General features: G+C 37.6%; 16 protein-coding genes and 2 tRNA genes. 6 read left to right on the top strand and 12 right to left on the bottom strand.

All coding sequences use genetic code 11. The features are described 5' to 3' along the window. Window position 1 precedes the first annotated feature (1 nt). Window positions 2-694 carry a hypothetical protein gene (locus UABAM_RS16465; RefSeq protein WP_151969103.1) on the top strand — a complete coding sequence of 231 codons (693 nt, stop codon included), beginning with the start codon at window positions 2-4 and terminating at the stop codon, window positions 692-694. Further along, window positions 694-1,599: a flagellin N-terminal helical domain-containing protein gene (locus UABAM_RS16460; RefSeq protein ID WP_151969102.1), complete on the top strand. Its 906-nt coding sequence runs from the start codon at window positions 694-696 to the stop codon at window positions 1,597-1,599. Before UABAM_RS16465 ends, UABAM_RS16460 begins: the two co-directional genes overlap by 1 nt. A 23-nt stretch (window positions 1,600-1,622) precedes the next feature. Here UABAM_RS16460 and fliD read toward each other — a convergent pair whose 3' ends face one another. The 5 genes from fliD to UABAM_RS16435 all read right to left on the bottom strand — a co-directional run bounded on the left by fliD (window position 1,623) and on the right by UABAM_RS16435 (window position 10,447). Beyond that, complete coding sequence (gene fliD, locus UABAM_RS16455; RefSeq protein ID WP_173013365.1) at window positions 1,623-2,993, bottom strand: flagellar filament capping protein FliD; 1,371 nt, start codon at window positions 2,991-2,993, stop codon at window positions 1,623-1,625. 426 nt (window positions 2,994-3,419) lie between these two features. Beyond that, window positions 3,420-4,811 (bottom strand): flagellin N-terminal helical domain-containing protein, encoded by a 1,392-nt coding sequence (locus UABAM_RS33765; RefSeq protein ID WP_151969100.1) that lies wholly within the window; start codon window positions 4,809-4,811, stop codon window positions 3,420-3,422. Between the two features lie 126 nt (window positions 4,812-4,937). Further along, the gene (locus UABAM_RS16445) at window positions 4,938-7,646 is read right to left on the bottom strand and encodes an ATP-binding protein (RefSeq protein WP_151969099.1); all 2,709 of its coding nucleotides are present in this window, start codon (window positions 7,644-7,646) and stop codon (window positions 4,938-4,940) included. Window positions 7,647-8,295: 649 nt separating this feature from the next. Next, window positions 8,296-9,828 (bottom strand): serine/threonine-protein kinase, encoded by a 1,533-nt coding sequence (locus UABAM_RS16440; RefSeq protein WP_151969098.1) that lies wholly within the window; start codon window positions 9,826-9,828, stop codon window positions 8,296-8,298. Between the two features lie 10 nt (window positions 9,829-9,838). After that, the gene (locus tag UABAM_RS16435; RefSeq protein WP_151969097.1) at window positions 9,839-10,447 is read right to left on the bottom strand and encodes an SGNH/GDSL hydrolase family protein; all 609 of its coding nucleotides are present in this window, start codon (window positions 10,445-10,447) and stop codon (window positions 9,839-9,841) included. Between the two features lie 224 nt (window positions 10,448-10,671). Between UABAM_RS16435 and UABAM_RS16430 the strand changes: the two genes are divergently transcribed. Both UABAM_RS16430 and UABAM_RS16425 read left to right on the top strand, forming a co-directional pair. Continuing rightward, window positions 10,672-11,271, top strand: a complete 600-nt coding sequence (locus UABAM_RS16430; protein ID WP_151969096.1) for a HEAT repeat domain-containing protein — start codon at window positions 10,672-10,674, stop codon at window positions 11,269-11,271. A 2-nt stretch (window positions 11,272-11,273) separates the two neighbouring features. Then, window positions 11,274-12,338, top strand: coding sequence for a lysylphosphatidylglycerol synthase transmembrane domain-containing protein (locus UABAM_RS16425; RefSeq protein ID WP_151969095.1), 1,065 nt, complete (start codon window positions 11,274-11,276; stop codon window positions 12,336-12,338). 2 nt (window positions 12,339-12,340) lie between these two features. On the opposite strand, the gene UABAM_RS16420 is transcribed toward UABAM_RS16425, so the two are convergent. The 5 genes from UABAM_RS16420 to UABAM_RS16400 form a co-directional block, all read right to left on the bottom strand. Beyond that, the gene (locus UABAM_RS16420; protein ID WP_151969094.1) at window positions 12,341-13,258 is read right to left on the bottom strand and encodes a metallophosphoesterase family protein; all 918 of its coding nucleotides are present in this window, start codon (window positions 13,256-13,258) and stop codon (window positions 12,341-12,343) included. A 32-nt stretch (window positions 13,259-13,290) separates the two neighbouring features. After that, window positions 13,291-13,380, bottom strand: a tRNA-Ser gene (locus tag UABAM_RS16415). A gap of 11 nt (window positions 13,381-13,391) precedes the next feature. After that, a tRNA-Ser gene (locus tag UABAM_RS16410) sits at window positions 13,392-13,478 on the bottom strand. 81 nt (window positions 13,479-13,559) lie between these two features. Beyond that, a complete protein-coding gene (locus tag UABAM_RS16405; RefSeq protein ID WP_151969093.1) occupies window positions 13,560-14,531 on the bottom strand; it encodes an Ig-like domain-containing protein in 972 nt (323 codons plus the stop codon). A gap of 7 nt (window positions 14,532-14,538) precedes the next feature. Next, window positions 14,539-16,278, bottom strand: coding sequence for a hypothetical protein (locus tag UABAM_RS16400; protein ID WP_151969092.1), 1,740 nt, complete (start codon window positions 16,276-16,278; stop codon window positions 14,539-14,541). Window positions 16,279-16,620: 342 nt separating this feature from the next. Between UABAM_RS16400 and UABAM_RS16395 the strand changes: the two genes are divergently transcribed. After that, window positions 16,621-20,325 (top strand): protein kinase domain-containing protein, encoded by a 3,705-nt coding sequence (locus UABAM_RS16395; RefSeq protein WP_151969091.1) that lies wholly within the window; start codon window positions 16,621-16,623, stop codon window positions 20,323-20,325. A 1,148-nt stretch (window positions 20,326-21,473) separates the two neighbouring features. On the opposite strand, the gene UABAM_RS16390 is transcribed toward UABAM_RS16395, so the two are convergent. After that, complete coding sequence (locus tag UABAM_RS16390; RefSeq protein WP_151969090.1) at window positions 21,474-21,830, bottom strand: ArsR/SmtB family transcription factor; 357 nt, start codon at window positions 21,828-21,830, stop codon at window positions 21,474-21,476. Between the two features lie 779 nt (window positions 21,831-22,609). Here UABAM_RS16390 and UABAM_RS16385 point away from each other — a divergent pair. Next, window positions 22,610-24,205 carry a SulP family inorganic anion transporter gene (locus UABAM_RS16385; protein WP_151969089.1) on the top strand — a complete coding sequence of 532 codons (1,596 nt, stop codon included), beginning with the start codon at window positions 22,610-22,612 and terminating at the stop codon, window positions 24,203-24,205. Window positions 24,206-24,464: 259 nt separating this feature from the next. Here UABAM_RS16385 and UABAM_RS16380 read toward each other — a convergent pair whose 3' ends face one another. Further along, window positions 24,465-25,526 (bottom strand): VPGUxxT family thioredoxin-like (seleno)protein, type 2, encoded by a 1,062-nt coding sequence (locus tag UABAM_RS16380; protein ID WP_173013364.1) that lies wholly within the window; start codon window positions 25,524-25,526, stop codon window positions 24,465-24,467. Window positions 25,527-25,767: the final 241 nt, after the last annotated feature.

Raw genomic sequence — 25,767 nt, 5'->3', positions numbered from 1 at the left:
CATGAATGAAAAAAATTCCATAGAGATACTTGCTGGAGGCATTGCGCACGACATTAATAATATATTGGGAGTTCTGATTACATACCCGTCTTTAATCTTGGCCAAATTACCTAAAGACAGTGCTCCGTACAAATATGTAGAAAAAATGTCTCGCTCGGTAGAAGAGTTGTCAAAACTATCGCAAAATTTAGCACAAGTCTATCGCGAAAATAGCTGTATCCTTACCACCGTCGATATGGATGAAATGATACAACAACTAAAGTCGAATTGGGATGATTATGTTCAAATCGACCTCAATGCAAAAAACGCAAAATTTTTGGGTAATTTTGAGCGTGTTTCCACACTGATAGACAATTTCATTAAGAATCTAGAAGATGGTATCCAACCTTCCGAAAGGTTAAAAATAACCTCGCAAGTTTTAAACGTTGAAAAAACAGAAACGCCATATGCAATCATTCCCAAAAAGGAATATATTGTGCTGGAAATACATAGCTGCGCATTTATAGAAGAAGAACATTTACCAAGAGTTTTTGAACCGTTCTACATAAAAAAAGTGTTGAGAAGATATCGCGATGGTTTTGCCCACGCACTACTTGCCATTTCCATTCGCAACATAGCAGGATATCTCAATGCGTTAAACAGAGACAAGGAAACTATTTACCAAATATACTTACCTTTGTCAGGGAGAAAATAATGCGAGTGACGACCAACGGTATACATCAATTTCAATTAGCTGCTGTACGTCAAAAAGGTGTTGAGTTACAACAAGCGCAGGAAAAAATAGCGCTTGGTAAAAACAACATACGCGTTTCTGACGACCCTAACCTAGCAAAAAATGCCTTGCGCATAAAACAAGATTTACGGCAAAATGACATTTTCACAAAAAACATAGAACATATCACCAATACACAGGCCAACAATGAAACGGCACTACGTGAAGTCAACAATGTCATTACAAGTAGCAAAAATTTGGTATTGTTCTCGGTAAGTTCGCTGGGGCAAAGTGATCGCGATACGATTGCCAATGACTTAAATGAACACATTGAACAAGTTGCTGGTATCCTAAACACCAAAAAAGAAGGGCGCCATCTATTTAGTGGCACTTCGGCACAACAACCTTTCGCGTTAAGTCGCGATGCCAACGGCAATATCGATGGTGTAACGTATAACGGTAATGACGAACAACAACAAATTTTCATTGATACCAATGTAAAAGTGGCAAATAATATACCGGGTAGCGATCTATTACCCGTACTTGAAACTCTCATTAATGCGCGTGATGTGCTACTGAATACTGGTGGGTTGTCAGAGCCGCAGATTCAACAGCAACTTTCCGACAATGTTGTTGCGGAACTAGACGCAATATTTGAAGACAATTCCAACAGAATCGCCAGTGTGGGAAGTTTAGTACAACGCCTCGATGAAACAAACGAAAAGCACATTGAAAATAAACTACAACTAGAGGTGCGTCTTGCCCAATTGGAAGATTTAGACATCGCCGAAGGAGCGATTGATTTAAATAATGCAGATACCAACCTACGCTCCACATTTTTCGCCGTTGGTAGGGGAAATCCAAGCTTACTAGATTTCACTTCGTAACCAAGAGCTTGTCAAGCTCTTGGTTACACAGCACCAATTTGTTGTAATAAAAAATTCTGGTTAGATTGTAAATTTGATACAACTTGCTCTAAATTGACAAATTGCTTGCGTAAGGTATCTTCTCGTTTCACTAATCTTTTCTCTGCCACATCTATTTGGTCCTGTAAACTATCCGCCGAACTTTGTAAACCATCTTGACGTGTGGCAATAAAACCTGTGGGATCGACAAATTCTTTTACGATACTCACCAAACGTCCTGAAACACCTTGTTCCGACTCACCGCCGGCAAACACACCTCGAACCAATGTAGGGTTTTCATCCACCGCCTCTAAAAACTTAGCCGAATCAAAACTAATCAGTCCATCTTCGCCTGTGGTGAGTCCAATTTCTGATAGAGAAACTCCCCCCTGCGCTTCGGTGAGTAAATTGCGAATACGACTTTGGGCGCTAATCAGTACGCGGTCTCCAGCAAGAACTCCAGAAGCTTTGTTATCGGAAGATCCTGAATTGGCGTTCACAAAAGACAATACATCGTTAATTTTGCTAACAAAATCACTTACTTTATTTTTAAAAGCGTCGTTGTCACGAGAAACAGTGATGATTGCCTCTTCTTCGCTAATGTCGTTTAACTCCAGAGTCACACCATCAATAGCGTCAGAAACAGAGTTGGTTCCACGAGAAATGTCAATTCCGTCAATGGTAATTTGCGCATCTTTTGCCTGCTGCACTTCTTCAAAATCACTGGTGGCAAATCCTGCAAGCGTCGTTTCTGCATCGTTGATAGAAACTGCGTTTTCCACCCCGGTACTTCCACTGGAAATTACCAAGCGAAAACCATTGGAGGCACTACCATCGTTTACAATCGAAGCGGAAATAGACGCGTCGAGATCATTAATTTGTGCCGCAAGACCTTCCAAAGTCGTCTCACCACCTTTAATTTCAAGTGTTTCTTCCGAAGATCCGATGTTGATAACAAGATTGGCGTCGCTTGCAGAAATCGCCGCTTCTTTATCATCCACTCCCAAATGCGCGAGTCTTGTCCCTTGGGCCAACTGATTCACTTTCACATTGTGTGTAGCTGGTTTTGCCCCTTCTTTTACCGAAGCTTTTATAAAATCAGAATCGCTCTTCGCTTTAAATGTCAGCAGTTCTTCCTTAGAGCTTGCGGCAGAAAGATCGTCATTTTGTCCATCTATTTTTTGCGCAGCACTTTTTAGATCGTTCATCTTGGTTTGCAGCTGATCGTAAGCCGCTTTTTGCGCCTGAAAACCATTTTTCCGTTGCTGCAAAATACCAAGTGGACGTCTCTCAACACTAATAAGTTGTCCTACAAGCGATCCAAAATCTATCCCTGTAGCCAAACCTACATTCAGTGATAAGGTCCCCTCAGCCATAAAACTCTCCTTGAATATGTAAACGCAAAAATCCCAGGTAGGTCTACCTGGGAAAGAAATAAGAATAAAGATACCAATTACAGCAATTTTGCCATAACCGTAACTGGTACATTTAATCTTCATAAATATTTTTTATTAGTGCTTGATAATAAGTTTTTTGTTTAGGGGCTGTCATCAATTAAAGAATATTTCCTTTACTGTGTCATCCCGCACCTGATGCGGGATCCACGCTTTTTAAGAGAAAAAACAATAAAAGAAAAAAATTCTAATGTAAAAAGAAAGTCTTACTTTTATTGGGTTTTACAACTTTATTCGTGGATTCCTGGTCAAGCCAGGAATGACACTAGGTGTATATTTTTTCTAAATTTGGTGCGTTTAGCTAATTGATGACACGCCCTAATAAAAAACTTATTATCGTTTTTAAAATTATCCTAAAAGATTCAAGGCAATTTGAGAAGATTGCTTCGATTGTGCAAGAATTGTTGTTCCTGCCTGTTGTAGTAATTGGTTCTTTGTTAGGTTAATGGACTCTTGCGCGAAATCTGTATCTAGAAGTCGCGAACGAGCAGCATTTAGGTTTTCATTTACATTGCTTAGGTTCGAAATCGTAGATTCAAAACGATTTTGAAGAGCACCAAGTTCTCCGCGGCTTTTTCCAACAGAGTCAAGAGCAGCATCAATTCTCTCAATCGCTTCTGTCGCTCCCCCTTGTGTGGAAAGATCTAAATCACTTACCGAGTTATTGTCACGAGAAATTCCAGCAACCCCTGTAAAACCGATAGAAGCAACGTTTCCAGCTAGAGCAATGTCATCAACACTAGAAAGTTGAATTTCTCCTCGGGTAGTTGCAGTACCGAAAGCTGTCGTTGTACCATTATTAACAACGTCAATATTGCGTCCATCAGCAGCGGTAAGTGTAAAAGTGTCATTTGTTACATCCACAGTAGCTGTTACCCCTGTATCTGCGGAAAACGCATTGATCGCCTCTGCGAGTTCTTCGGCATTCGTAATGTTTGAACCTTGGTTGTTGTCAAAAATGGCCACACCATTAATTTCAAGTGTTTCGTCTGCGGCAACGGCTATTCCACTTGCAGCTACTTCAAACTCAGTAGCCTGAGCCTCGGCGCGTACTCCGGTTCCACTTGCGTTAATTGCCTGCGCTTTCGCAAAAGCACTGGTAGCGTCTTGTCCAGCGGCACTACCAACAAAAGATGACGAACCACGTACAAGTTTACCATTAATTTCTAATTCACCTTCGGCAAGAGCGTTACCGTCTACTGCGCTATTTCCGGTGCTTTGTGCGATTTGTCCAAAGCTCTTGCTGGTGGCTCCACGTACAGAAATATCGATGGTTTGTCCGGCGTTTTCTCCCACCTGGAATTTTAAATTATTTGCTGAACCATCTAGAATTTTACGACCGTTAAAACTGGTTTCTAAGGCGACACGGTCAATTTCTTGAATAAGTTGCGATGTTTCATCTTGTATCGATTCACGGTCGCTATCGCTGAAAGTTCCGTTTGCGGATTGTACAGCAAGTTCTCTCATTCTTTGTAAGATACTCGTTGTTTCATTCAGAGCACCTTCGGCAGTTTGAACTAAAGAAATTCCATCATTGGAATTGCGAATTGCTTGACCTAGACCTGAAATTTGTGAATTAAATCTTTCTGCGATTTTTAATCCCGCAGCATCGTCAGCAGCGCGATTGATGCGTAGGCCAGAAGATAATTTTTCAAAAGATTTTCCTAAATACTTTTGAGATTTGTTCAATTGACGTGCAGAGTTTAGAGCAGATGAATTGTTGAGTATAGAAATTGACATAATTGCCTCCTTTAATTCCAAATGGTATCAGTTATTCTTATACCCTAATTCTCGGATGGGTAAAAAATAACTTTAGGGGAAAAAATTTTTTTTTTCCCCAGAGGCAAAATATCATGATAGTAATTGTTAATTATCTGTGGTAGGTAAGTAACTTTTTAATTCTTCACTGGTCCAATAGTAACATATTTTTAATGAGTCAACAAAGTAATCCACATTTTCACTTGTGGCATCACCATGAATTTCGTTACAAACTTGTGTAAATCTTCGCAAACCCAAATCTTTAAAATCTTTCTTTAATTCTTTTACTTTCTTGCGAATATCTTTTAACTCTAGACCATTTTCAATTTGACCAATTACTTCGGGAACCTTGTTTAAAAAATATTGAGTCTTAACATCAAGATAATCTTTGTCTATTTTTGCGATTACTTTTCGATCAACTACTTGCGAATTGAGAAGTTTATGATTTGTTGTAATTGTCTTACGCCGTGTTTTTTTATGATAACAGCGTTGAAGAGTATCGCGTAACTTTTCTATAGTTACTGGTTTATACAGCAAATCATCCCAACCATTTTTTAATAGATAGTCTTCTTCATCAAAAATTTCGGCTGTTAATCCTGCAATTAAGGGACAGTGTTCGGGTGCAAAGTTCTCGCGTATGCACGATGTCGCTTCAAAACCATCCATGATCGGCATGTGGATATCCACAAAAATAAGATCATATTCAGAACTCATCGCATAATTCACGGCCTCTTGACCATTACTTACCACATCAATTTCGTAACCTAGAATAGAAAAAGTATCTGTAAGAACCATGCGATTTGTTTCGTGATCTTCGGCAACAAGAATTTTCAAAGGGTGTTTCTGGAAAAAATTACCTGTGTCAGAGTGGCTAGCATCATAGCTAACGACGATGTCTTTGGCACGAAAAACTTCTATATCGAAAAAAAACTCTGAGCCTCTCCCCAAATCGCTACGGACTCCCAGCTTTCCTTTCATAATCTCCACAAGCTTTTTACAAATAGAAAGCCCAAGACCCGTTCCCTTGTAATCCTTTTGGTGTTGAACCTGATAAAAGTCGTCAAAAATGCGCTGTCGATCTTCTTCACATATTCCCAAACCTGTATCTTTCACTGAAAATAGCAACCTTGCATAAGAATCATCACAGGATTCTAGCTGAACAGAAATTTGAATACTTCCATGTTCCGTAAATTTAATCGCGTTGCTCGCTAAGTTAATTAAAACTTGTTTTAGTGGCTTTACATAACCACGAACGGGAAAATCGATACGCTCATCAATATCTAAATTAATTTTCAGATCTTTTTTTTGCGCTTCAGGGCTTACCATGTGAAAAATTTCACACAAGCACTCTTCGACCTTGAATACTTCTGTCTCTAAATTCAATTGGTTTGATTCTATTTTAGAAAGATGCAGAATATTATTGATAATGTAGAGTATGTGTTTACTACTATCTAGTAGGATTTTGGTGTACTTTCGTTGTTGTTCATCAAGTTGAGTTTTACTCAGTAACTCAGATACCCCAATTACCGCATTCATCGGAGTACGTATTTCGTGGTTCATATTGGCTAAAAATTGGCTCTTCGCTTTATTTGCCACTTGCGCCGCCTCGCGTTTTTTCACTTCCACGCACTCTAGACAGCGAGTCTCCAATGCTTTATTGAGTTCATTTAATTCCGTGGTTCCCTTATCTACTTGTACTTCTAAATCATCACATGCTTTTTGTAAACGGTTTGCTTTTTTTCCGCGTACCACATATTGCAGTATAAACAAGAACTGAATAACTAAACAAGAAATGGTGATTATTTGAAAACGATAAAGATCCCAAAGTGTTTTTTCGCGATAAAATATTTCACTCAACTTAGGCAGCTTTTTTTCATTTATGTTCCAACGTTTCAGTTGACGCATGTCAAATAGAAATTTTTGCCCTCCATCCACATTTTTGTCAACCTTTTCTCCCTTTAAAATCTTTACCGCTATTTCGGCTGCCTGTACTCCATCGAACTCAGCACAAGATACTCGTCCGCCGACAATTCCTCCCCCAAGAAGAGAATCCCATAAACCATAAATAGGGGCGGTAGAGTTTTGCGATATTTTAGAGAGTATTTTTCTTGGTATGAAATCTTTCCCTTCTGCATCGACAATCGTCAACAAATACAGCACGATTGTTCGCGGCGGAAGTTTCTTCACTCTTGAGAGTACAGTCTTCATGGAAAGACCAGTTAAATTGATAACAGAATAATGATCTCTGTATTTTTCGAGAACCTCTTTTGCTGCTTTTTCATACAGTTGCTCAACTGGTGAACATCCGCAAATAACCGCAATATTTTCCGTATCAGGGTGTAACGTAAGAGCAACATCTAAGGTGGCTTTTATGTCCACATCTGAAAATACCCCCACCATGTTTTTTATACCTAAGATTTTATCCTGGTCTTGTTTGTCAGAGATAAAAACAACAGGCGCCTTCCATGGTAGTTTATCGCGATATTGTGCAACAAAATTAGCAGCGGGAACATCAACTACAATAACCAAATCAATGTCATTGCGGTACTTGTGGGTATACAAATCGACCAAGTTTTGTTTAAAACCTGGGGTGTGCATCTGTGCCAGCCCGGTATATTCTAAATGAATTTCCAGTACTATGTTTGTGCGATCAAAAAAACGATTAATAGCTTCATTAACAGTTTGTTGCCATGGCATACCATAATTATATGAGTTTAAAATTAAAATATTTTTCGCAAGTTTCCTCTGTTCTTTTGCTAAAAGTGACGGCAGAAGAATAATAATGAGAAAAAATATTATTTTTAAAGCACGAGTCATTTATTAGCCTTTAAGAAAGAAGTGCGATTTCAATGTAAAAGTAATACCTGATCACTTTCAAAACGAAAAAATTATTGCTTATACATATATATACGTTTCTTTTTCGCAAACCGGCAGGTATTTTTTTAAATAAACATTACAAAAATATGCAACATGCAAAAAACAGACCAAAAAATGTAGAGTATACAAAACACAATAACGTAGGATAAAAAACACAAATCGCTGTAGAATATAGATTACAATGGGGTTAGCGAGATATACAGTATAACAAAAGAAAAAAAAATGCAATAATTTTTTCACAAATTCAATTTATTATATTTTTTTAAATTTCAACAATTAGTCCCTTGTGGAAGAGGTGTCTTCACAAAAAATCGAAATATCGAATGGATGACAACCTTATATTTGAATAAATCAAGAGATAGGTTATTTAGAATAATAAAAATTATGGTTTGTGCTAGTTGATTGAGGAGAAACGGTCCTGATCCCATTCCTGAAACAAAAGGCTTTCGTTATTTTGAGAAAAGTAACAAAAATTCAATGGGGTAATTTTTTTATGTCTAAAACGGTATAGGGATCTGGATAATAGAAATGGTGATAGAATTCCAGCGCAGAAAGCGTCGGAATTCAAATCGGCAATGCGGTGTATTTTTTACAACTTATACATGTAGAACAGACATCGCGCATAAAAAAATGTCACAACGCTGCCCATGGCTAGTTTGGGAAAAAAACTTGGAGCAAAAGGTATTCCGATAACCCCAAAGTAATTTTTTACACAACAACAGATAATAAAGGCCAAAGGAAAAATAAATACAGCGGCCATGTATTTACGACTTTCAAATACCAAATATGCGGAAAACATACCGATAAAGAAATCAAAAATATGCAAACTCAGAGAAAATCGATACATATAGAAGATAGGTAAAATGGAAAACAAAAACCCGAGAGCACCGATCAATAACTCAAATAAAGAAATGGGTCGTTGAACAATTTTAGGTTTCTCTACAGGTGTAAATGCCGGTATTATTTTCTCTTCTTCAGGGTACTCCCTTTTTACCTCAATGATGTGCTGTGGGTTCTGCGAAATAATATTCATTAAACTTTTTGGTTCTGCAACCAAAGGAGGCATAGATTTGCGTGCTTTTGTCATGGGGTCTTGATTGAGAATCTTCACTTTTTTAGTATCGTTGCGATGAAACTCTTTTTTTAATATTTGGTTACATTCACTACAATAAAGTGACTCTTTGTTGTTTTCTGTTCCACAAACCAGACAAATAACACCATCTTTAGGGGTACTTTTTACGACAGGTTTAGGTAGAGGTGTCGGTGTAGATGCATGGGCTTTTTTTATCGATAGAAATTCTTCAAAGTCATACAAGAACTCTTCTGCGGTTTGGTACCTTTTTTTGATATTGTTTTCTAACGATTTATTGATAATGCCCTCTAAAATATCAGGTATTTTAGGTAGATAAGTACGAATAGGCTCTGGTGGATTATTTGCTATTTTATAACAAATATCAATTACATTACCCCCTTCGAAAGGATTGTGTCCTGTTAGGGCTTCGTAAAGGATAATTCCCAAAGAAAAAATGTCTGTTCGTTCGTCTTGATACTCAACTTCCCCCTTGGCCTGTTCAGGAGACATGTAACCTGGGGTTCCCAATATTTGCCCTTCGAGAGTCAAATAGGTTTCATCTTTTTTATCGCTAAAATCAACACACTTTGCCAATCCAAAATCGAGAATAATTGGTTCTCCACTATCTTTCACAAGAATATTTGCCGGTTTGATATCACGGTGAATTACTCCTGTATCATGGGCAAACACGATTGCTTTCAAGATGGTGTGAAATAGCTTAAATTTTTGATCAAGAGGAAGACTTTGTTCTAAATACTTTTTTAAAGGCAAACCTTCAATGTAGTCCATTACAATAAATATTTTCCCTGAGATTTCTCCTTTTTTACGGAAACGTACAAAGTTAGGGTGATTTAGCCGTTTACTTGTCTCCGCTTCTCGCTCAAAACGCTTATATTGCGAATCATTCACCATGACCTTGATTGCCACAACCTCTTGTGAATCAACATGTCGTGCTTTGTAAATAGCTCCCATCCCACCGTCGTCTATTTTTTGAATGATTTCATAGTCGGCAAATCTTTTTGGGGGTTGCCAAGTTTTTTGAGTATCCATGGATTTTTTCTTAGTTATTGAGTATTTTAAAAGCCACAGGAGAAATTTTTTCTACCCACATAGTATACATTTTTGCAGATGGATGTAAACCATCATCTGCGGTTAACTCAGATTCAACAGAGGCTTTTTTAGAGATAGGTGTAATATCTACATAGTAACAATGTTTTCGGCTAGCTTCCTCTGCGTTTATTTTGTTGTACAAGTCTATCTGTTCGCCAATTTCCAAAGAAGATCTCTCGTCCTTTGCAGCGAAAGGAGTTACTCCCCAATCAGGAATAGAAATGACCATCACCTTGTTTGGGTCATTACTTGCAAAAACGATGGCCTGTTCCAAAAGTTCAACAAATTCTTTGCGGTATTCTTCGGCACTTCGTCGTCGGTATTGATTGTTGACACCAATCAGCAGGCTTACCATGTCAAAAGTTTCACTTATATTTTCTTTATGGATCGCCTCGGCGAGCTCGTCCGTTGTCCAACCTGTTGTTGCAATAATTTTCACATCTAAACTTATTTGGGACTTCATAACTTCTTTTAGATGAATTGGCCAAGAATTCTCACGCTTTACACTTTCGCCGATGGTATAAGAGTCGCCTAGTGCTAGAAATTTTTTAGCGGACATGTCTTTCTCACAAGTGGTTGGAAACGCAAAGTTACACAAAAACAATGGATGTTTCTATGCCTTTTTATTTTTTAACTTTATGTGTGTTCCAACGGAGCAAAATATCATTTTATCTTGACTTTTACAGTACATGCTTATATCTTAACAATAATTTTATAATGAATCTAATTTTTTTCCACAGAAAACTAAAGATCCTAAAAATAAAACTACACTGAGGTTTTTACATGAAGTTACTCCTTATTTGCTCAATATTATTGTTTGTGATCTCTTGCGGTGGTGGTATTAGTGAGCAAACAGCGAATTTAAAAAGTACCCGATCTCAAGACCGTGTTTGGGCAATTGAATGGTTATATGACAATGTAGACAATAAAAACATTGTAAAAAAAATGTTGAAAGAAGCTCTACTTCGCGACCAAAGTCCCGTTGTACGTTCCATTTCAATACGCTTAATGGTGAAATCTGGGGACAGAGAATACCTACCCCTGGTCGTAAAAGCTTTAGATGATGAGAATGCATTGGTGCGTATGGAAGCAGCACAGTCAGTAGGATCCTTCGCTGGTTTTGAATACCAAGAATTATTGGGCGAAAAGTTAGTCGACGAACAAGATGTCTGGGTAAAACTTAAACTAATAAAATCATTACGCTACTTAAGAGCGAAAAAAGTAGTTCGCCCACTCATTGATATGCTTCAAGATGAAAATCCATCGGTAAGACACCAAGCGCTGGCAGCTTTAGAGATATTTACCAAAACAAAGTTGGGTTTCAAATACGAAGCATGGGATGAATGGTATAAAAGTAACCAAAAACCTACGCAAAATAAATAACCATGCGAAAACATCTTAGTTTTCTACTACGATTTAGCATTACACTCGCCATCTTGCTTTACCTTGTCAACTATATGATTGTATTTCACGATACAATTCACTTAGCTGACGGTGGTGTCATCCCCTGTAGTATTCAGCAAATTACTGATTCCGTCCATATCATCAATGCACAAAATACCGAATTAAAAATCCCTCTATCACATATTGATCCGAAAAAAGGCATCGAATACGGATTTTATTCTATTATTCGCAATTTAAACATCGCAATGTATTTGGCATTTACCCTGTTTATCGTATGTAACATTTTTTTAACCTCGTGGCGTATCATATTGCTATTACAACCACAAAATATCAATATTACCTTTTGGCAAATGTCAAAAATTAATTTTGTATCGACTTTTTTTGGTAATTTTCTTCCTGGTTTCACAGGAGGAGACGCATTGAAAATTTACTATCTTGCCCGAAAAAGCTCACAGGTATTAAAACCTATCGCCATTGTTCTATTCGATCGCGTCATTGGGCTAATGGCTCTCATATTTGTCGCTACATTGGTCACTTCACTACAAATACACATTGCTGCCATTCAACATGTCGCCCCTTTTATTTTTATTCTTTTCTTGGGTGCGATAACAGGAATTTTGATGCTATTTTTTCTACCTTTGAGTTTCATACAGAATAGGCATTATCTACTAGACCAGATAATCGATATCGTCATTATTACACGTAAAAATCCATTTATTTTTGCAAAAACGATTTTCATTTCCGTTGTGGTGCACTCTTTGACAAACATATGGGTATATGGTTTTGCCACCGCTTTGGGCATCAACTTGCCTATTTACATCTTTTTTGTATTTGTCCCCATAAGTTTTATCATCATAATGCTACCTATTTCATTGGCGGGATGGGGAGTTGGTGAAGCAACATACAGTTATCTCTTCAGCACTGTAGGGGTTCCAAAAACAAAAGCAGTTACCTTGAGTGTTCTGACAAAATTTGGGAAAATGTTGGTGGGTACTATCGGAGCATTGATTTGGGTAAGTGATAAGGATATTCGTCGTAAAGAGTAACTTTACGAAAATGCTGGAAACCAATCTGGTTTTTTGAATTCACTATCGAATCTTGTGTTTCCACCTGTACACAAGCGTGTGGCAAGTCTTTCGTCGCAAGACAAACCTCTCTTCTTATGTTTATCCACTGTTTTCTGTACATCGTAACCTACTTGGCGATATTCAATATAACTCTTATAATCGATTGTAATGTAAAGAGCATAGCGTGCATTCGGATTATTATCGCGAGGCTGCCCAACAGATCCAGCATTGATAATCATTGTTGGAAATGGATCATTTACTTCGAGACGGTAAGACTTGGAGGATTTTCCACGAGGCAGCATAGTTTTTTGTGCCGGTGGTAAAAAATAGTGTCCGTCATTTCCAAAAAGGCTAATAGGGTGCCAATCTTTTCCAGCGGAATATTTAGAATATATAGCCGGTACATGAGAGTGACCAACGAAGACTATCTTGCGATCTTGAAAGTTTTCTCCTGCATTTTTTGTTTTGAGATATTCCCACTTTTCAGGAGAGGGATTTAGTGTACTATGCACAAGCCAAAAACGGCCAATCTTTTTTATCAATTCTTTTTGGCACAGTTCTCTTATATAGCCCGCTTCATCCGTCCCTTGCATTTCATTGATCGTCCACTCCATAACCTCTTTTGCCGAAGAACTAAAGTTGCTAATGTCCTGATCGCAAACTCCATAATCGTGATTGCCTGCAACAGTAGCAATGAGTTGTTTTGATTCGACGAGGTCCATAAGACGGCGTGTACACGCCATGGGATCGGGTCCGTAACCAACTATATCTCCAAGGCAATATATACTAGATACCTGTTGGCGCTTAATATCGTCCAAAATAGCTTCTAGCGCTTCCAAGTTTCCATGGATATCTGATATAAATGCAATTGCATGATAGTAGGGCTTATTTGACGGCATAGAAAATCTCGTAAGGAGGAGGTATTGAAGAACGGAGAGGGCGGGATTCGAACCCGCGGTAGCTCAAATAGTGCTACAATAGATTAGCAATCTACCGCATTCGGCCACTCTGCCACCTCTCCATTTTTTTTATCGGAGACGGTAGGATTCGAACCCACGATTCCCTCCCAGGAATAACGGTTTTCAAGACCGCCGCATTCGGCCACTCTGCCACGTCTCCAATGCAAGTGAAGTATAGTTTTTTTTTCGGCAAAGTCAAGAAAAAATATAAAAAAATTATTAGAGCGTGTCCTAGATAACTTTATTTAACAAAACCATGGACGTAAACAGGTATGTATTCTTGCGTTACACAATCGGTACGAACTTTAACAATGTCGCGAAATTCACCTTTGGGGGCATTTTTTGTATCTACATCAATATATAAGTAATAATATTTTTCGTCGATGACCTTTTCCGTACGTACTTTGATAAAAGAAGAAGAGGTTTTAGTACTAAGAATTTGGAATTTTTCAAAATTGTTGTGATACAACGTTACACGCTTTGTAAAAGTTTTTGGTGATGTAATTCCAGCGAATGTTACATAATCGGGAACGGTTGTTAAATCCCCAGTAACATAAAAAAATACGGGTACTTTGAAGGTTTTGTTTTCAGCTATGTTGGTGTGAATTGTTAAATATTCACTGTGGCGTCCAAAAGGTATGTCATCTTTTAATGAAACGGTAACCTCATAACCTGTCTGTGTACCAGGATAAAAATCTGTGATTGTTTTTTTTTCATGGACAACGGTTAAAAATTTTTGAGAACACTCAATACTATCAACAATAAAATCTGTTTGATGAGGAGACATAACCACTAGAGACGCCGATGAACTTTTTCCCTTTTTTACAACTCCAAAATTGATTTGTGTTGGATAAACAAAGAACTTCTTGCGTATTTTTGCACTAACAGAGATCGTAATCTCCTGATTTTGGTTGATTTCAACGGGCACTCTCCAGTTAAAATCACCTATTTGTCCTCTTGGTTCAACAGTAACGGAGATTTCTGTTGTTTCATTCACTTGGAGTGTTTTTTGTTTTATCTGGTAACGAATACAACTACAACCGGTTGGTTTTTCCGCAAGAACTACTTTTTTCTCTGACTTATTACGCAATACAAATTTTTTGACATGAAGACTATCATGCGCAATTGTTTTTAAGTCCCAAAAAGGGGGAGAAATTTCTATTTCTCCCATGGCCATGGCAATAACAGCTAAAATCAATAGGAGGTGTCTCATATCTAACCTATTTTCTTTTCTTTTTATGTTTTTTTAACACATCGGGACCAATAGAGATCATATCATCTTCAAACAATTCATCAGGATCTTCATCAGACAACTCTAAATTCATGCGCAACATTTGTGTACGTCGATCTTTTTTCTGCGTCTTCTTCTTTGCTTTTTTCTTCGCAGAAGAAAGAGACACGACATCATCTTCATTTTTCGTTTCCACTTTCATTTTGGATGTAAAAGAAAAACGATTGTTGTTTAAATCAGACGTATCTATGCGCGAGACTTCCTCTTGATCTTTTTTGTATACTGTTTGCTCAAAAAAGTCATCTTCCATCACAGAAAATTCATCGTCAGAAAAACTGGTAAGCGATTGCAAGGCACCTATTTCTAGGTTCGTTGTATTTGTATCTTCGGGAAAAAAGCTCAAGTCTGAAGTGGTAATAGAAAATTCTGCTTTGCGCTTCAGTTGGTTGTTGTAATCATTCTTCATTTTTTCCGTCGCTTTGGCAGTTACATCTTCAAGATCTGGCATTTCTTGGGCGTACATTTCATCTGTATCTAAAGAAATTTCACGCGGCCAAGCATGCTTAATTTCGCTGGATGATGTAGACTCAACTTCGGCAAATACTTCCTCTTCTATACGTTCTTCTGATTGATCAATGTCGTGCTTGCGCCTAGAAATTAAATCGTAAGCTTCGTCTTCTTCAGGTTGTGTTTCAGAAAATTCATCTTCGGCTGCGGCTTCGTCTTCATCTTCTTCAGGTTGTGTTTCAGAAAATTCATCTTCGGCTGCGGCTTCGTCTTCATCTTCTTCAGTTTGTGTTTCGGAAAATTCATCTTCGGCTGCGGCTTCGTCTTCTTCTTCAGTTTGTGTTTCTGAAAATTCATCTTCGGCTGCGGCTTCGTCTTCTTCTAAATCTTCGCTAGGCTGCGTTTCAGATTTTTCTTCTTCTGTATCTTGCTGTGCAGTGGTTTCTTCACTGGTTTCAAAATCTTCACTCGCAGTTGATTCGCTGGTAGATATTTGTTCTTGGGTTTCCTCTTGTGGCGAAGCAATCTCAGAAGTCTCATCTTTGTCAGTTGTTGTTTCTTGCTCTGTACTTTTGTCTTCGTCTTCTTCATCTTCAACAACCGCTTGAACAACGGGCATTTGCTGTATTTTTAGAATGCCTTCTTCAATATCAGACTTATACTTCTCGAGTAATTCCGACTCGTCTTCACTCGCTAAACTCTCCGGGACCTCTATAATCTTTTGGCATTTACGGCACGGGAAACGAGCTTTTGCTGGTAAGCCGACAATGTTGTAAGGTGTTTGACATTGGGAGCAAGGTAGAATTTTATCTTGTTGTAACTGTACAACTTCTTCGATTTGCTCATAGGTGAGATATTCATCGTTGTATAAAATTTCAGATAACCTAAACAGCAGACCTCTTTTGGCAACATCGCCTTGCAACTTCAAACATTTCACCAAATCGTTTATCGTTAAATAGTCATGACGAAACGCAATATAACCAAACGCCATATCTTCCTTGCGTTCCTCTGGTGATTTTACTGGGCGAGGGAGATTTTTTTTTTGTGCCTGAAGTATTGCTTTTACCTGGCTACGTTTAATCTGACCTTTTTGTCTCAGAATGTAGCTGACCGAGCGCATAGGTTTAGATTTCTTTTGTAGGTTAAGAGCCGCATCTAACTGCTCTTGATTGATTATATTATTGAGTAAAGCAATACGTCCAAATAACAAATCTTCTTTCATAAATATTCCGGGGCTATATGCTAGAGTGTTTTAGAACTCTCTAAATCGAATTTCGCCCAACCTCCTAATGTAAGGATTGAGTTTTGCCAATTCTATTTTGCTGTCTGTACGTTATTTTATCATTGATATTGTTTGTTGTCAATTAACTGGGGATTATAGATGTGACTTTGTCAAAAATTAAGACCTTTCGATTGCGACAAAAGTGGTTTTAAAATCGCGCTCGCTCCATATTTGTAAAAATTTATTTATACAATGTATCGGTGTTTTTGTATACTTGTATCAGTGGTCTGTATTTTTTGCACCTCATTTTAATCGTCTGAAAACAACAGGTGAGCAAAGTACATGTTGATTAAGATTTTTCACACAACAAACAATAAAGTATTTCAATTAGATGTTACCCCTGAAACATCACTACGCGAAATATGCAATTCACTGGTGCGTAGAGGCGATTTATCCTCCCACTTAGACGTTGTATTTGTATGGAATAAAAATGTTCTCAAATGGGAATCGACGATTAAAGAGCTAAAAGTTTTTTACAACTTTATTCCCGAACAACATCAAATTCAAGTCAATGCGGTAAAAAAACCTCAGACTTTTAACACCGACGAAATTTTTTACTTACTACAAAAAACGCTTGATGAAAAAAACAAAAGTTGGCATGAAGGCCACCTAAATCCGGACAGTGCGCACTCACAAACGCCAAAGGTCAACTATATTTTTGCGCAGCGTTATCAGATCATCACCGAAATTCGCGAAAAAAATATAATTCAAACCTACCAAGCTCTCGATATCAAAGAACAGCGTATTGTGTATTTATTTGTCGGCTATAAAAGTATTATAGATTACCATCCTGTCGCAAATACAAACCAGCTATCGATACTCAAAACCTACCATGTGGGGGAGTACGAAAACTACAGCTACAGCGCCGTAGAATATTTTCCGGGAAAATTTTTATCGGACATCATTGAAAAAAAAGAATTGTCCATCACTGATATATTAATTATTTTTACTAAGCTAGCACATACCTTATCAACCGTACATGAAAGTGGCTCTATCCATGGCAATCTCACGGCACGGGATATACTTCTAGATGAGCATTTAACACCTTGTTTGATTTTTAGTGGTTTACTATATCGCGAACACCCCAAACGTACATCAAATCCTCTACGAAAAACTCCTTTTGTAGAAGAGCCATTATACTCAAGCCCTGAACGCGTTTTTAGCCAAAAACAAGATGCCGCTAGTGACATTTTCGCTTTTGGTGCGATCCTGTACCATACATTGACAAATAATCCACCTTTTGGCTGTTACAAGGATCAACTTATTCACGATGATTTAGTTGCCGCAGAGAATTTTTGTCCTGAAATCCCCAGTTCTCTCGCGAGAGCCTTAGAGGCGATGTTAGCGGAGGATGCTAGCACAAGACCAAAAACAATGAAGGAAATTGTGGCCACGTTAGACCTTGCGTACCACGAAATTATAGTAGAGCAAATCGAAAATAGTGAACAACGAGACTTTGCAAACGCAATTCGTAATCTTCGCCAAGCAGATATAGAAAAGGCCAATGCAATACAAGAAATTGTTTTTTTGTGCTGTCAAAAAAACATGGCCTTAAACGCTGAAATGCGCGTGTTTATCCAAGCGGCCATACAGAAAAATGAGCCATTGGCATTGGCAAGTTTTAAAAACATTCCGCAAGACTTGCGTTCACAATGGGTTGAGCGCATACTTTATAAAGTTTCCCTCCCCCCTAAACTAACAAGCTTCATCTCAATAAAATCTTTAAATGCACTTGTTAAAAACCGTAACGAACACACCAGGCGTCGTATCAATCGCTCTTTGGTACTCTATAACGCCAATATTTCTCTATTTCACATCTTACAAGTAATAGAACAATGTAATGCGCAAAATCAGGAACAACTATACAAATACTTACATGCAAATAAGGAACAACTGCTTCCCGTTTTTTTTATACTGCTCTTCGAAAATAAAAAGCATAAATTAAAACTTGTGCATCATATACTTACACAATTAAATTTAGCTGTTGTTGTCGATGCCGTGACAAAGCTAAAAAAAGGCGAAGATGCCTCGTGGTGTAGTTTAATGAAAAATTTAGAACAACAACCTAAAATTTACTTTTCGTTGTTAGCAGCACTCAATACCTTACTGCGAGATAAGAGTCGTAATATCCGTTGGTTGGCAGGTCACGCGTTTTTCTTGTTGGGAACAACAACCCTAGTTCAAAAATATATACAACATCTAAAAGCGGAAAATAAAATAACCCACTTGTTACAAATCATAAATTTTTCAGGTAGTGAAATAGCCCTTTTCACAGCAAATTCACTCCGCGGAAGTTTAGACGATCAATTTTTAAAATACATTTGGAGCTTACGCTGGAGTTCGAAAGACGAAGAACGAATTCTTACATGCCAAGCATTCGGAAAACAAAAAATAGCACGTGGAATACAATTTCTAGTAGAAACACTTTTTTCCAGCAATCGCACATTGAGAAAAGAGGCAGAAAATTCTATTGCACAGATAGGCGTTTCCGCAGTAGGTGAACTTATTTTTTACATTCGCGACAAAGATTTGCAAAATTCTATCCAGAATATATTCCGCAACCTTGGACAACAATCCATCGCCCCACTAGCATCTTTTCTTGAACGCAATAAAGATTTGGTAGAGAAAAAAACTATTATCCAAATATTGGGACTCATCGGAGGAGAGGAGGCCATTTGTGCTTTACTTCCCTATCTAAGCAAAGAATATAGTACTTTTTACGGCCTTGTAAAAGAGCAAATGGTGGCTCAAAAACAACATTGCGAAGAATGGTTGCTACCAGCGTTAAAAGGAACACTGTATGTTCGACAGCGTGTACAAGAAATTTTAGTAGCGATAGGAAGTGCAAAAGCAATAGGAAGTTTATTTGAGGATCTACGATGCAGTGATACTGATACAGAGCAACATATCACAAAATTAATTGTACAGATCGACATAAAAGTCCTAGAAAATTTCCTAGACAAAGTACCCGCTGAACACCTAATAAAGTTATATTGCTTAACCAATAAACAAGATATTAAACAGCTATTGGAAAATCATCTCAAATCGCGTGTACAAGATTTCTACATCTTCCAACAATTTCTATCCTCCAATGTCAGCGCCGACCTAAAAGACCCTGATTTCTTTTGCGTACTTGTTTGTAAATTGCTAGAGCTTTCAGCAAAATTGTCTCCAAGATGTGCACAAACCCTAGTAAGTAGTTTCCCAAAAGAAAGTTCTCCTTACCTTGTCGATGCTTGGTATGATTTATGGAGCAGGCATATTTTTCAATTGGTTTTACATGGAGAATTGAGTATTCAAGACCTAAAAATACTATCTCCTCCCGCCAACGTAGATATTTATCAAGAATGCATAATAGATACCGCAGACCACGCCATTCCTTATTTAATGGAAAAGCTCCAACACTCTATTACTCCTATAGGAATGAAAATAATCGATTTGCTAGGTAAAATTCGTTCACAGCACGCCGTGCAACAGCTAAAAAACATCTTAAAAAACAACAGTTTAGGTAAATTTTTACGCCAGTTTGCGCACATAACACTATGCACAGTTAACAATGAAATTGATTTGCTGATTCAATTTTTTCAACAACAGCGCGGTACATATCTTGGAGACGAGACCCTCAACGTTTTACTAGAAATCGCCACGACTAGCTCTGCAAACATCATCGTGAGTAGTATTGCAAAATTGAAAGCCGATGAGGTATTTCGCGAGTTACTAGACAGAGTACTACACAGCCGGCTCGAATCGATACTATTTATGCCTTTTTTGGAAGAATGTCCCAAAGAAACACTAAAACCGCTACTACTTGAGAATATAAACAATCCCAACGGCCACGTCAGCGAACGTGCCATCGAATTTCTTGCCCTCTGCCCCACAAAGCAAATTCTCAACGCATTGCAAGTTTTGCTTATGAGGCGCTCAGACAAAAGCGCTATCATTGAAAAATCTATCGAAAAAATTCGCCAACAACTCGATCAAAAGTGAAAAGCTTTATTGTTGAGCGTGTTCTCAAAATCTATCGCAACAAGACGATTTGTGGCTTAATAGCGCGTGCGTCAAAAATTGTCGCTTCTATTGACCTAAGTTTTCTACGGGGATGTTCGTGTAAGTAGAGAACGTCTATCTCTATTCGAGGGAACGGGATTGGAAGGGATTTGGGATCGTTTTGCTACTCTAATAGAACAAAACCATTAATTAGAAAATCTGCTGGCACGAATGCGCCAATACAGATTTTCTGGTTTTTGTTAAGGATAGTTCTCATTTTGCACACAGAATATTCGAATAAATTTAGATTTGCCTATAGTGGTCAATCCTAACTTTAAAATCCCAAGAAATTTAGAGTGTAACGTAGTTCCCCTACGCAAAAACACATAAAAACTAAACTAGAATTTATATATTTTGCGGCGGCAAACCAAGAGTCACTATTTCATGAAAGTGGATTTATGCCAGGAATGGCACTGTTTAGATTTGACAAATATTCATTCAAATATTTTGTATACAAATTAAGAAAGGCAATTACGCAGGGGGTGATCGAGATTTTCTATTGCGGACACAACTACTCAAAAATTTAGGCAACGAAATGGTAACTCTTTTGAGAATAAGTAGTTGTACTTGAGGAATGTTTGATGAGTTGTCAAAATAGCTATTTGCCAACAATAGACAGATATCACAAGTTTGTGAATTTTGTGGTGATTCGTCGTGTTCGTGATGCTGGTGTCCACATTTACTTATGGGCTGTTTGACTGTGCAGCAGTGAAAATGATGTAGGTAGAAGTTTAGTGGTGTAATCAGTATAAGTAGTGTGAGTAAATAAACTAATTTTTTCATAATCTTGGTTGGTATAGTACACCATTTCGACAAAATCAAAAATCTAAAGTTAGTAGCTAAAAGTTTTATTTTGTTATTCACTGGTACCCCACACAACACGTTTGTTGTATGGATTTTTGTTAGTTAGGAATATGACAAATATATTTGGAATTTAAGTCTTAATTTAATAGTTTTTGTGTAGAATTTTTCAATTTTGGTATTCTACAACATAAATATACTTTATCAATAAAAACTTGTAGATAACTTTAGATTTTAGATTTTTTCGCATGAGGATGTTTCCTCACAAGACTATGCAAGGTTTTTATTCAGTCTTCACTTGTCCAAAGTTTTTTTGCTTCAATCACGGCTTGACAAAGCGCCTGAGTATTCACCAATTCATTTTCTAGATAGTCAAGTCCACCCATCAACCAATCAGCGATTTCTGATTTTGCCAAGCTGTAAAACTTGTGTTTACCTTCGCGTCTTTCTTTCACTAGTTTATGAGCTTTTAATAAAGATAGATGTTGAGAAACACGTGAACTGGAAGTACCTAAATAGGCTTGCAGAGCACTGACATCTTTTTCGTTGGCTCGCAACTCTTCAATGATTCTTATCCGGTCTGCGTTCGCGAGTACTTTTAGTAAAGCAGCTAATTCTCTCGCTACAATTATTCTTGCACCCATATTTTTCACCTATTTGCATGAATTATAAGCTTAGTTCATGTTCACATTACTATTTTATCATTTTTTACTATGATAACAAGATAATATATACCAAATTTTAAACAACATAGTTAATTTGGTTATTTGTTGTATTTATATGAAGCTTTTCATTTTAGATGTAAAAAAAAAACTTCATAAAAATTATTTTATAGTTGTAAATTGTGTTTTACTTATTATACTATTTTATTAAGTAAACATCTTATGTTTTTATAATATGTTTATATTACAACGAAATCAACAAGATGTAAACAAATTTTTTAACAAAAAATAAATCAAGGCAAAAACTTCTTGTTTATAGAAATGCGACTTGATTTAAAAGTTTATGTTTTAGTTTACTTTAAACCACTCCCATATGGACTTGTTCATTTGGAGTAACAAAGTAAAATTGTTGAGCGTTGTAAAAAAATGTTGGAAACGATTCCAACATCTAACAGTTCAAAAAGCTATTCCTTTATGCAAGGAAAACCATTAGAGTTTCACAGATGGGTATTATGACATAAGCAAGGAATTATAAAAGAATACGATTTTTCCACCTTGGATGTAAAAGTTTTAACGAAAAATCAAAGTCTGATATCTAGCTTTAAGAAATGTGTATAGTAATTATATGATGTGTATTTTGTTTTGATGTGTGTGAAACGGAGGAGAAAAGTGATGCTTTCTTCTCCGTTTTTCAATAATAATGCTTCAATTTTTGCCAATATATCCACAATATAAATGCAATAATAAAAACGGAAAAAAAAATGACAAAAAATAATGCTTCAGTATCTCAAAATAACATGGCGCAAGAAATATTGTCGTCTGTTGTGGTGTTTCTTGTTGCACTACCGCTATGTATCGGTATTGCCGTTGCGTCGGGACTACCTAATGCTGTAGAAAAAGGACTAATTACCGGAATTGTCGGTGGAATAGTTGTAGGTTTTTTAGCCGGCTGCCCCTTACAGGTTAGTGGACCAGCAGCAGGCTTAGCAATAATAATAAAAGAATTAATAGAAAATCCAGATATTGGTATTGCAGGACTTGGAGCCATTGTTTTTGCCGCGGGAATTATTCAACTTGTGGCTGGCTCTTTTCGATTAGGGCGAATGTTCCGTGCAATTTCTCCTGCTGTAATTGTAGGGATGTTATCTGGTATTGGAGTACTCATATTTTCGTCCCAATTCCACGTGATGATCGACGACAAAATAGACGGGGGCGGAATACAACAACTAATTTCAATCCCTGGAGCCTTTGTGAAAGTCATGTTTCCCATGGCCACTGATACACACCACTTAGCCGCTTATGCCGGTGTACTCACCATAGTCACATTGCTACTGTGGAATAAGTTTCGCCCTGAAAAACTAAAGTTTATTCCTGGTACACTCCTAGGTGTCGCCGCTGCCGTAATCTTTGTGCAGATTACTGGATACAATGTTGATAAAATCACACTACCAAAATCTCTCGTCACAAAGGAAAGTTTACTAAATTGGGGGGATGCATGGTCCATTTTACAGACACAGCAAGGAATTATTCTAGCCTTTACCGTTGCGATCGTCGCAAGTGCCGAAACGCTACTTTGTGCGACAGCTGTTGACAAACTTCACGATGGACAACGAACGAACTACGATAAAGAATTATTTGCCCAAGGTGTCGGAAATATTATATGTGGTTACCTAGGTTCGTTACCAATGACCGGAGTAATCGTACGAAGCTCTGCAAACATCAACTCGGGCGCAAAAACGCGTTATTCAGCTATTCTTCATGGATTTTGGCTCCTACTATTCATCGCCATTTTTCCGGGGGTCATCAACCTAATCCCTAAAGCAAGTTTAGCTGCGATTCTAGTATACATCGGCATAAAACTCATCAATGTTGGCTTCATTAAAGAACTGAAACAGTACGGTCGTAGTGAAGTTGTGATTTATATAGCCACCATTGCTGGTATTGTAGCTACAAATCTTTTGACAGGTATTATGATTGGCTTTGGGCTAGCGATTTTAAAAATGCTATATACAATGAACCACTTATCCATAACCGTAACCAAAGAAAAAGACCCAGACCAAGAATGCTATGTTATGCGCTTTGATGGCTCTGCTACCTTCTTAAAAATACCAGAATTAGCTAAAAATTTAGAGGCACTACCGCTGGATAGTGAAATTCACATCCATCTTGATGGACTCAGCTATATAGACCACGCCTGCATTGATCTGCTAAAGTCGCATAGTTCACAGGTAGAAAAACGCGGGGGAAAAATGGTTCTTTGTTGGGATAGTGTGGCTGAACTTTTTCAGAAAAGTAAGATGGGTAAAAATACAGAAAAGAAAGTGAAAAATTCACAAGACAAAGATTCAAACAAGTAGACCTCGTAAATCAAAAATATAATAGTAGTGATTTGTAATAACAACTTATGAACCTCATTCGGTCGAATGAGGTTTTTTTATTTTTGGTTTCATAATTCGTGGTTCGTGGTTCGTGGCTCGTGGCTCGTGGTTCGTGGCTCGTGGCTCGTGGCTCGTGGCTCGTAGGTTAGAAAAGTGTATCCAACTACATTTGATAGAACGGGCGGACACAAGGTCCGCCCCTACATTCTGACGGTGTATCCCTTTGATATTTGGTTTGCTAATTGTCAATTCTCTTCAGGGCATTGTACAACTCCGCATAGTATCCTGGCAAATTTTTCATACTACGCTGTGGTTTAAGAGCGGCGATCTTCTTACTTGGCCATTGTGCACGTATTTGCTTAGACAGTTTTATTTGTAAAGGTGATAAGTATTTCAGGTAATCATTTTTTCCATTTACCAATGCATGATTGAGCAAATTTACCTGCCGATGAGTTAAAGGCAAATAATAGTATTGTGGAAATCGACGCAACTGATACTTTTGGTCACGGGAGCTTGCGGCAGCACTTTTTTGCGTACTGTATACCGCCTTTTTACCGACAATTTTTTGTGCTGTGGAAAGTTGTTGCGTTGTACGTGCAAAAATGCGACTACTACAACCCAAATTTTTGGCACGTTTCACTAGTGTACTATACGCAACCACCTGTGGATTAAAATAAACGTCCACCACTTCATAACCTTGTAAATGTCCAGCCATTGTGTAATGAACGCCTTCTACTCCCGAGAGTTTAGACTCACCAGACCAGTAACAATACATGGCAAATGTTGCTTTTTGTAAATTTTTTGTTTCATATTCATCTAATGCGAGTTGCAAATACAAAGGTATCTCTTTACCTGCTGCTTTTAACGCTTTGGCAATCTGTTTAATCAAAAACTCACTGGAATATTTTTGGCGGCGTGGAATGAGATCTTTTTCTTGGTGGTTGAGAAACCGAACAACAGGATTATTCCATGACGGTTCGCCAAATTTCCGTAGAATCTTGGCGTCTTTTCCTTGGTGGTTGTTAAAAACAACAACTGGTACAAATTCCGACTCAGCAGCGGCAACCACCACAGGGTGTTGCAGAGGGCCTTGTCCAAAGTTTACACAAGTAGAACAACCAGGCACTTCATCAAAAAGAACCATCAATGGCTTGTTTTCTTTTTTTGCTAAGAGAAGAGCTTTCGGAAAATCGCGCTTCCATTTTATTTTTCCCAATTCCCTGGGAGAATCTGCGGCAATACGGGAAAATAAAATACAAGTGACGACAAAAACTATTGGCAAAATCGCTTTTTTATACATTACAATTCCTTTCTCGATATGGTTTTGTAACATAGTCGTCTATTTATTCACGACCTTACATTATTTTTTCTTTTGCCAAAAGTCTTTTAAAAAAAGTGATATAGCCGATCATCACGTATACAAACCTTATAAAATAAGCATTTTCAGGACCTCAAAATACTTCATCCCTTATAAAATAAGGATAAGAGACTTTGGGTGTGCAATGTAAAATGATATGTTACTATATTTACACAATTGACAA

The organism is Candidatus Uabimicrobium amorphum (assembly GCF_009002475.1).
In the GTDB taxonomy this organism is placed as follows: Bacteria; Planctomycetota; Uabimicrobiia; order Uabimicrobiales; family Uabimicrobiaceae; genus Uabimicrobium; species Uabimicrobium amorphum.
This window is presented reverse-complemented; position numbering and strand designations above follow the sequence as displayed.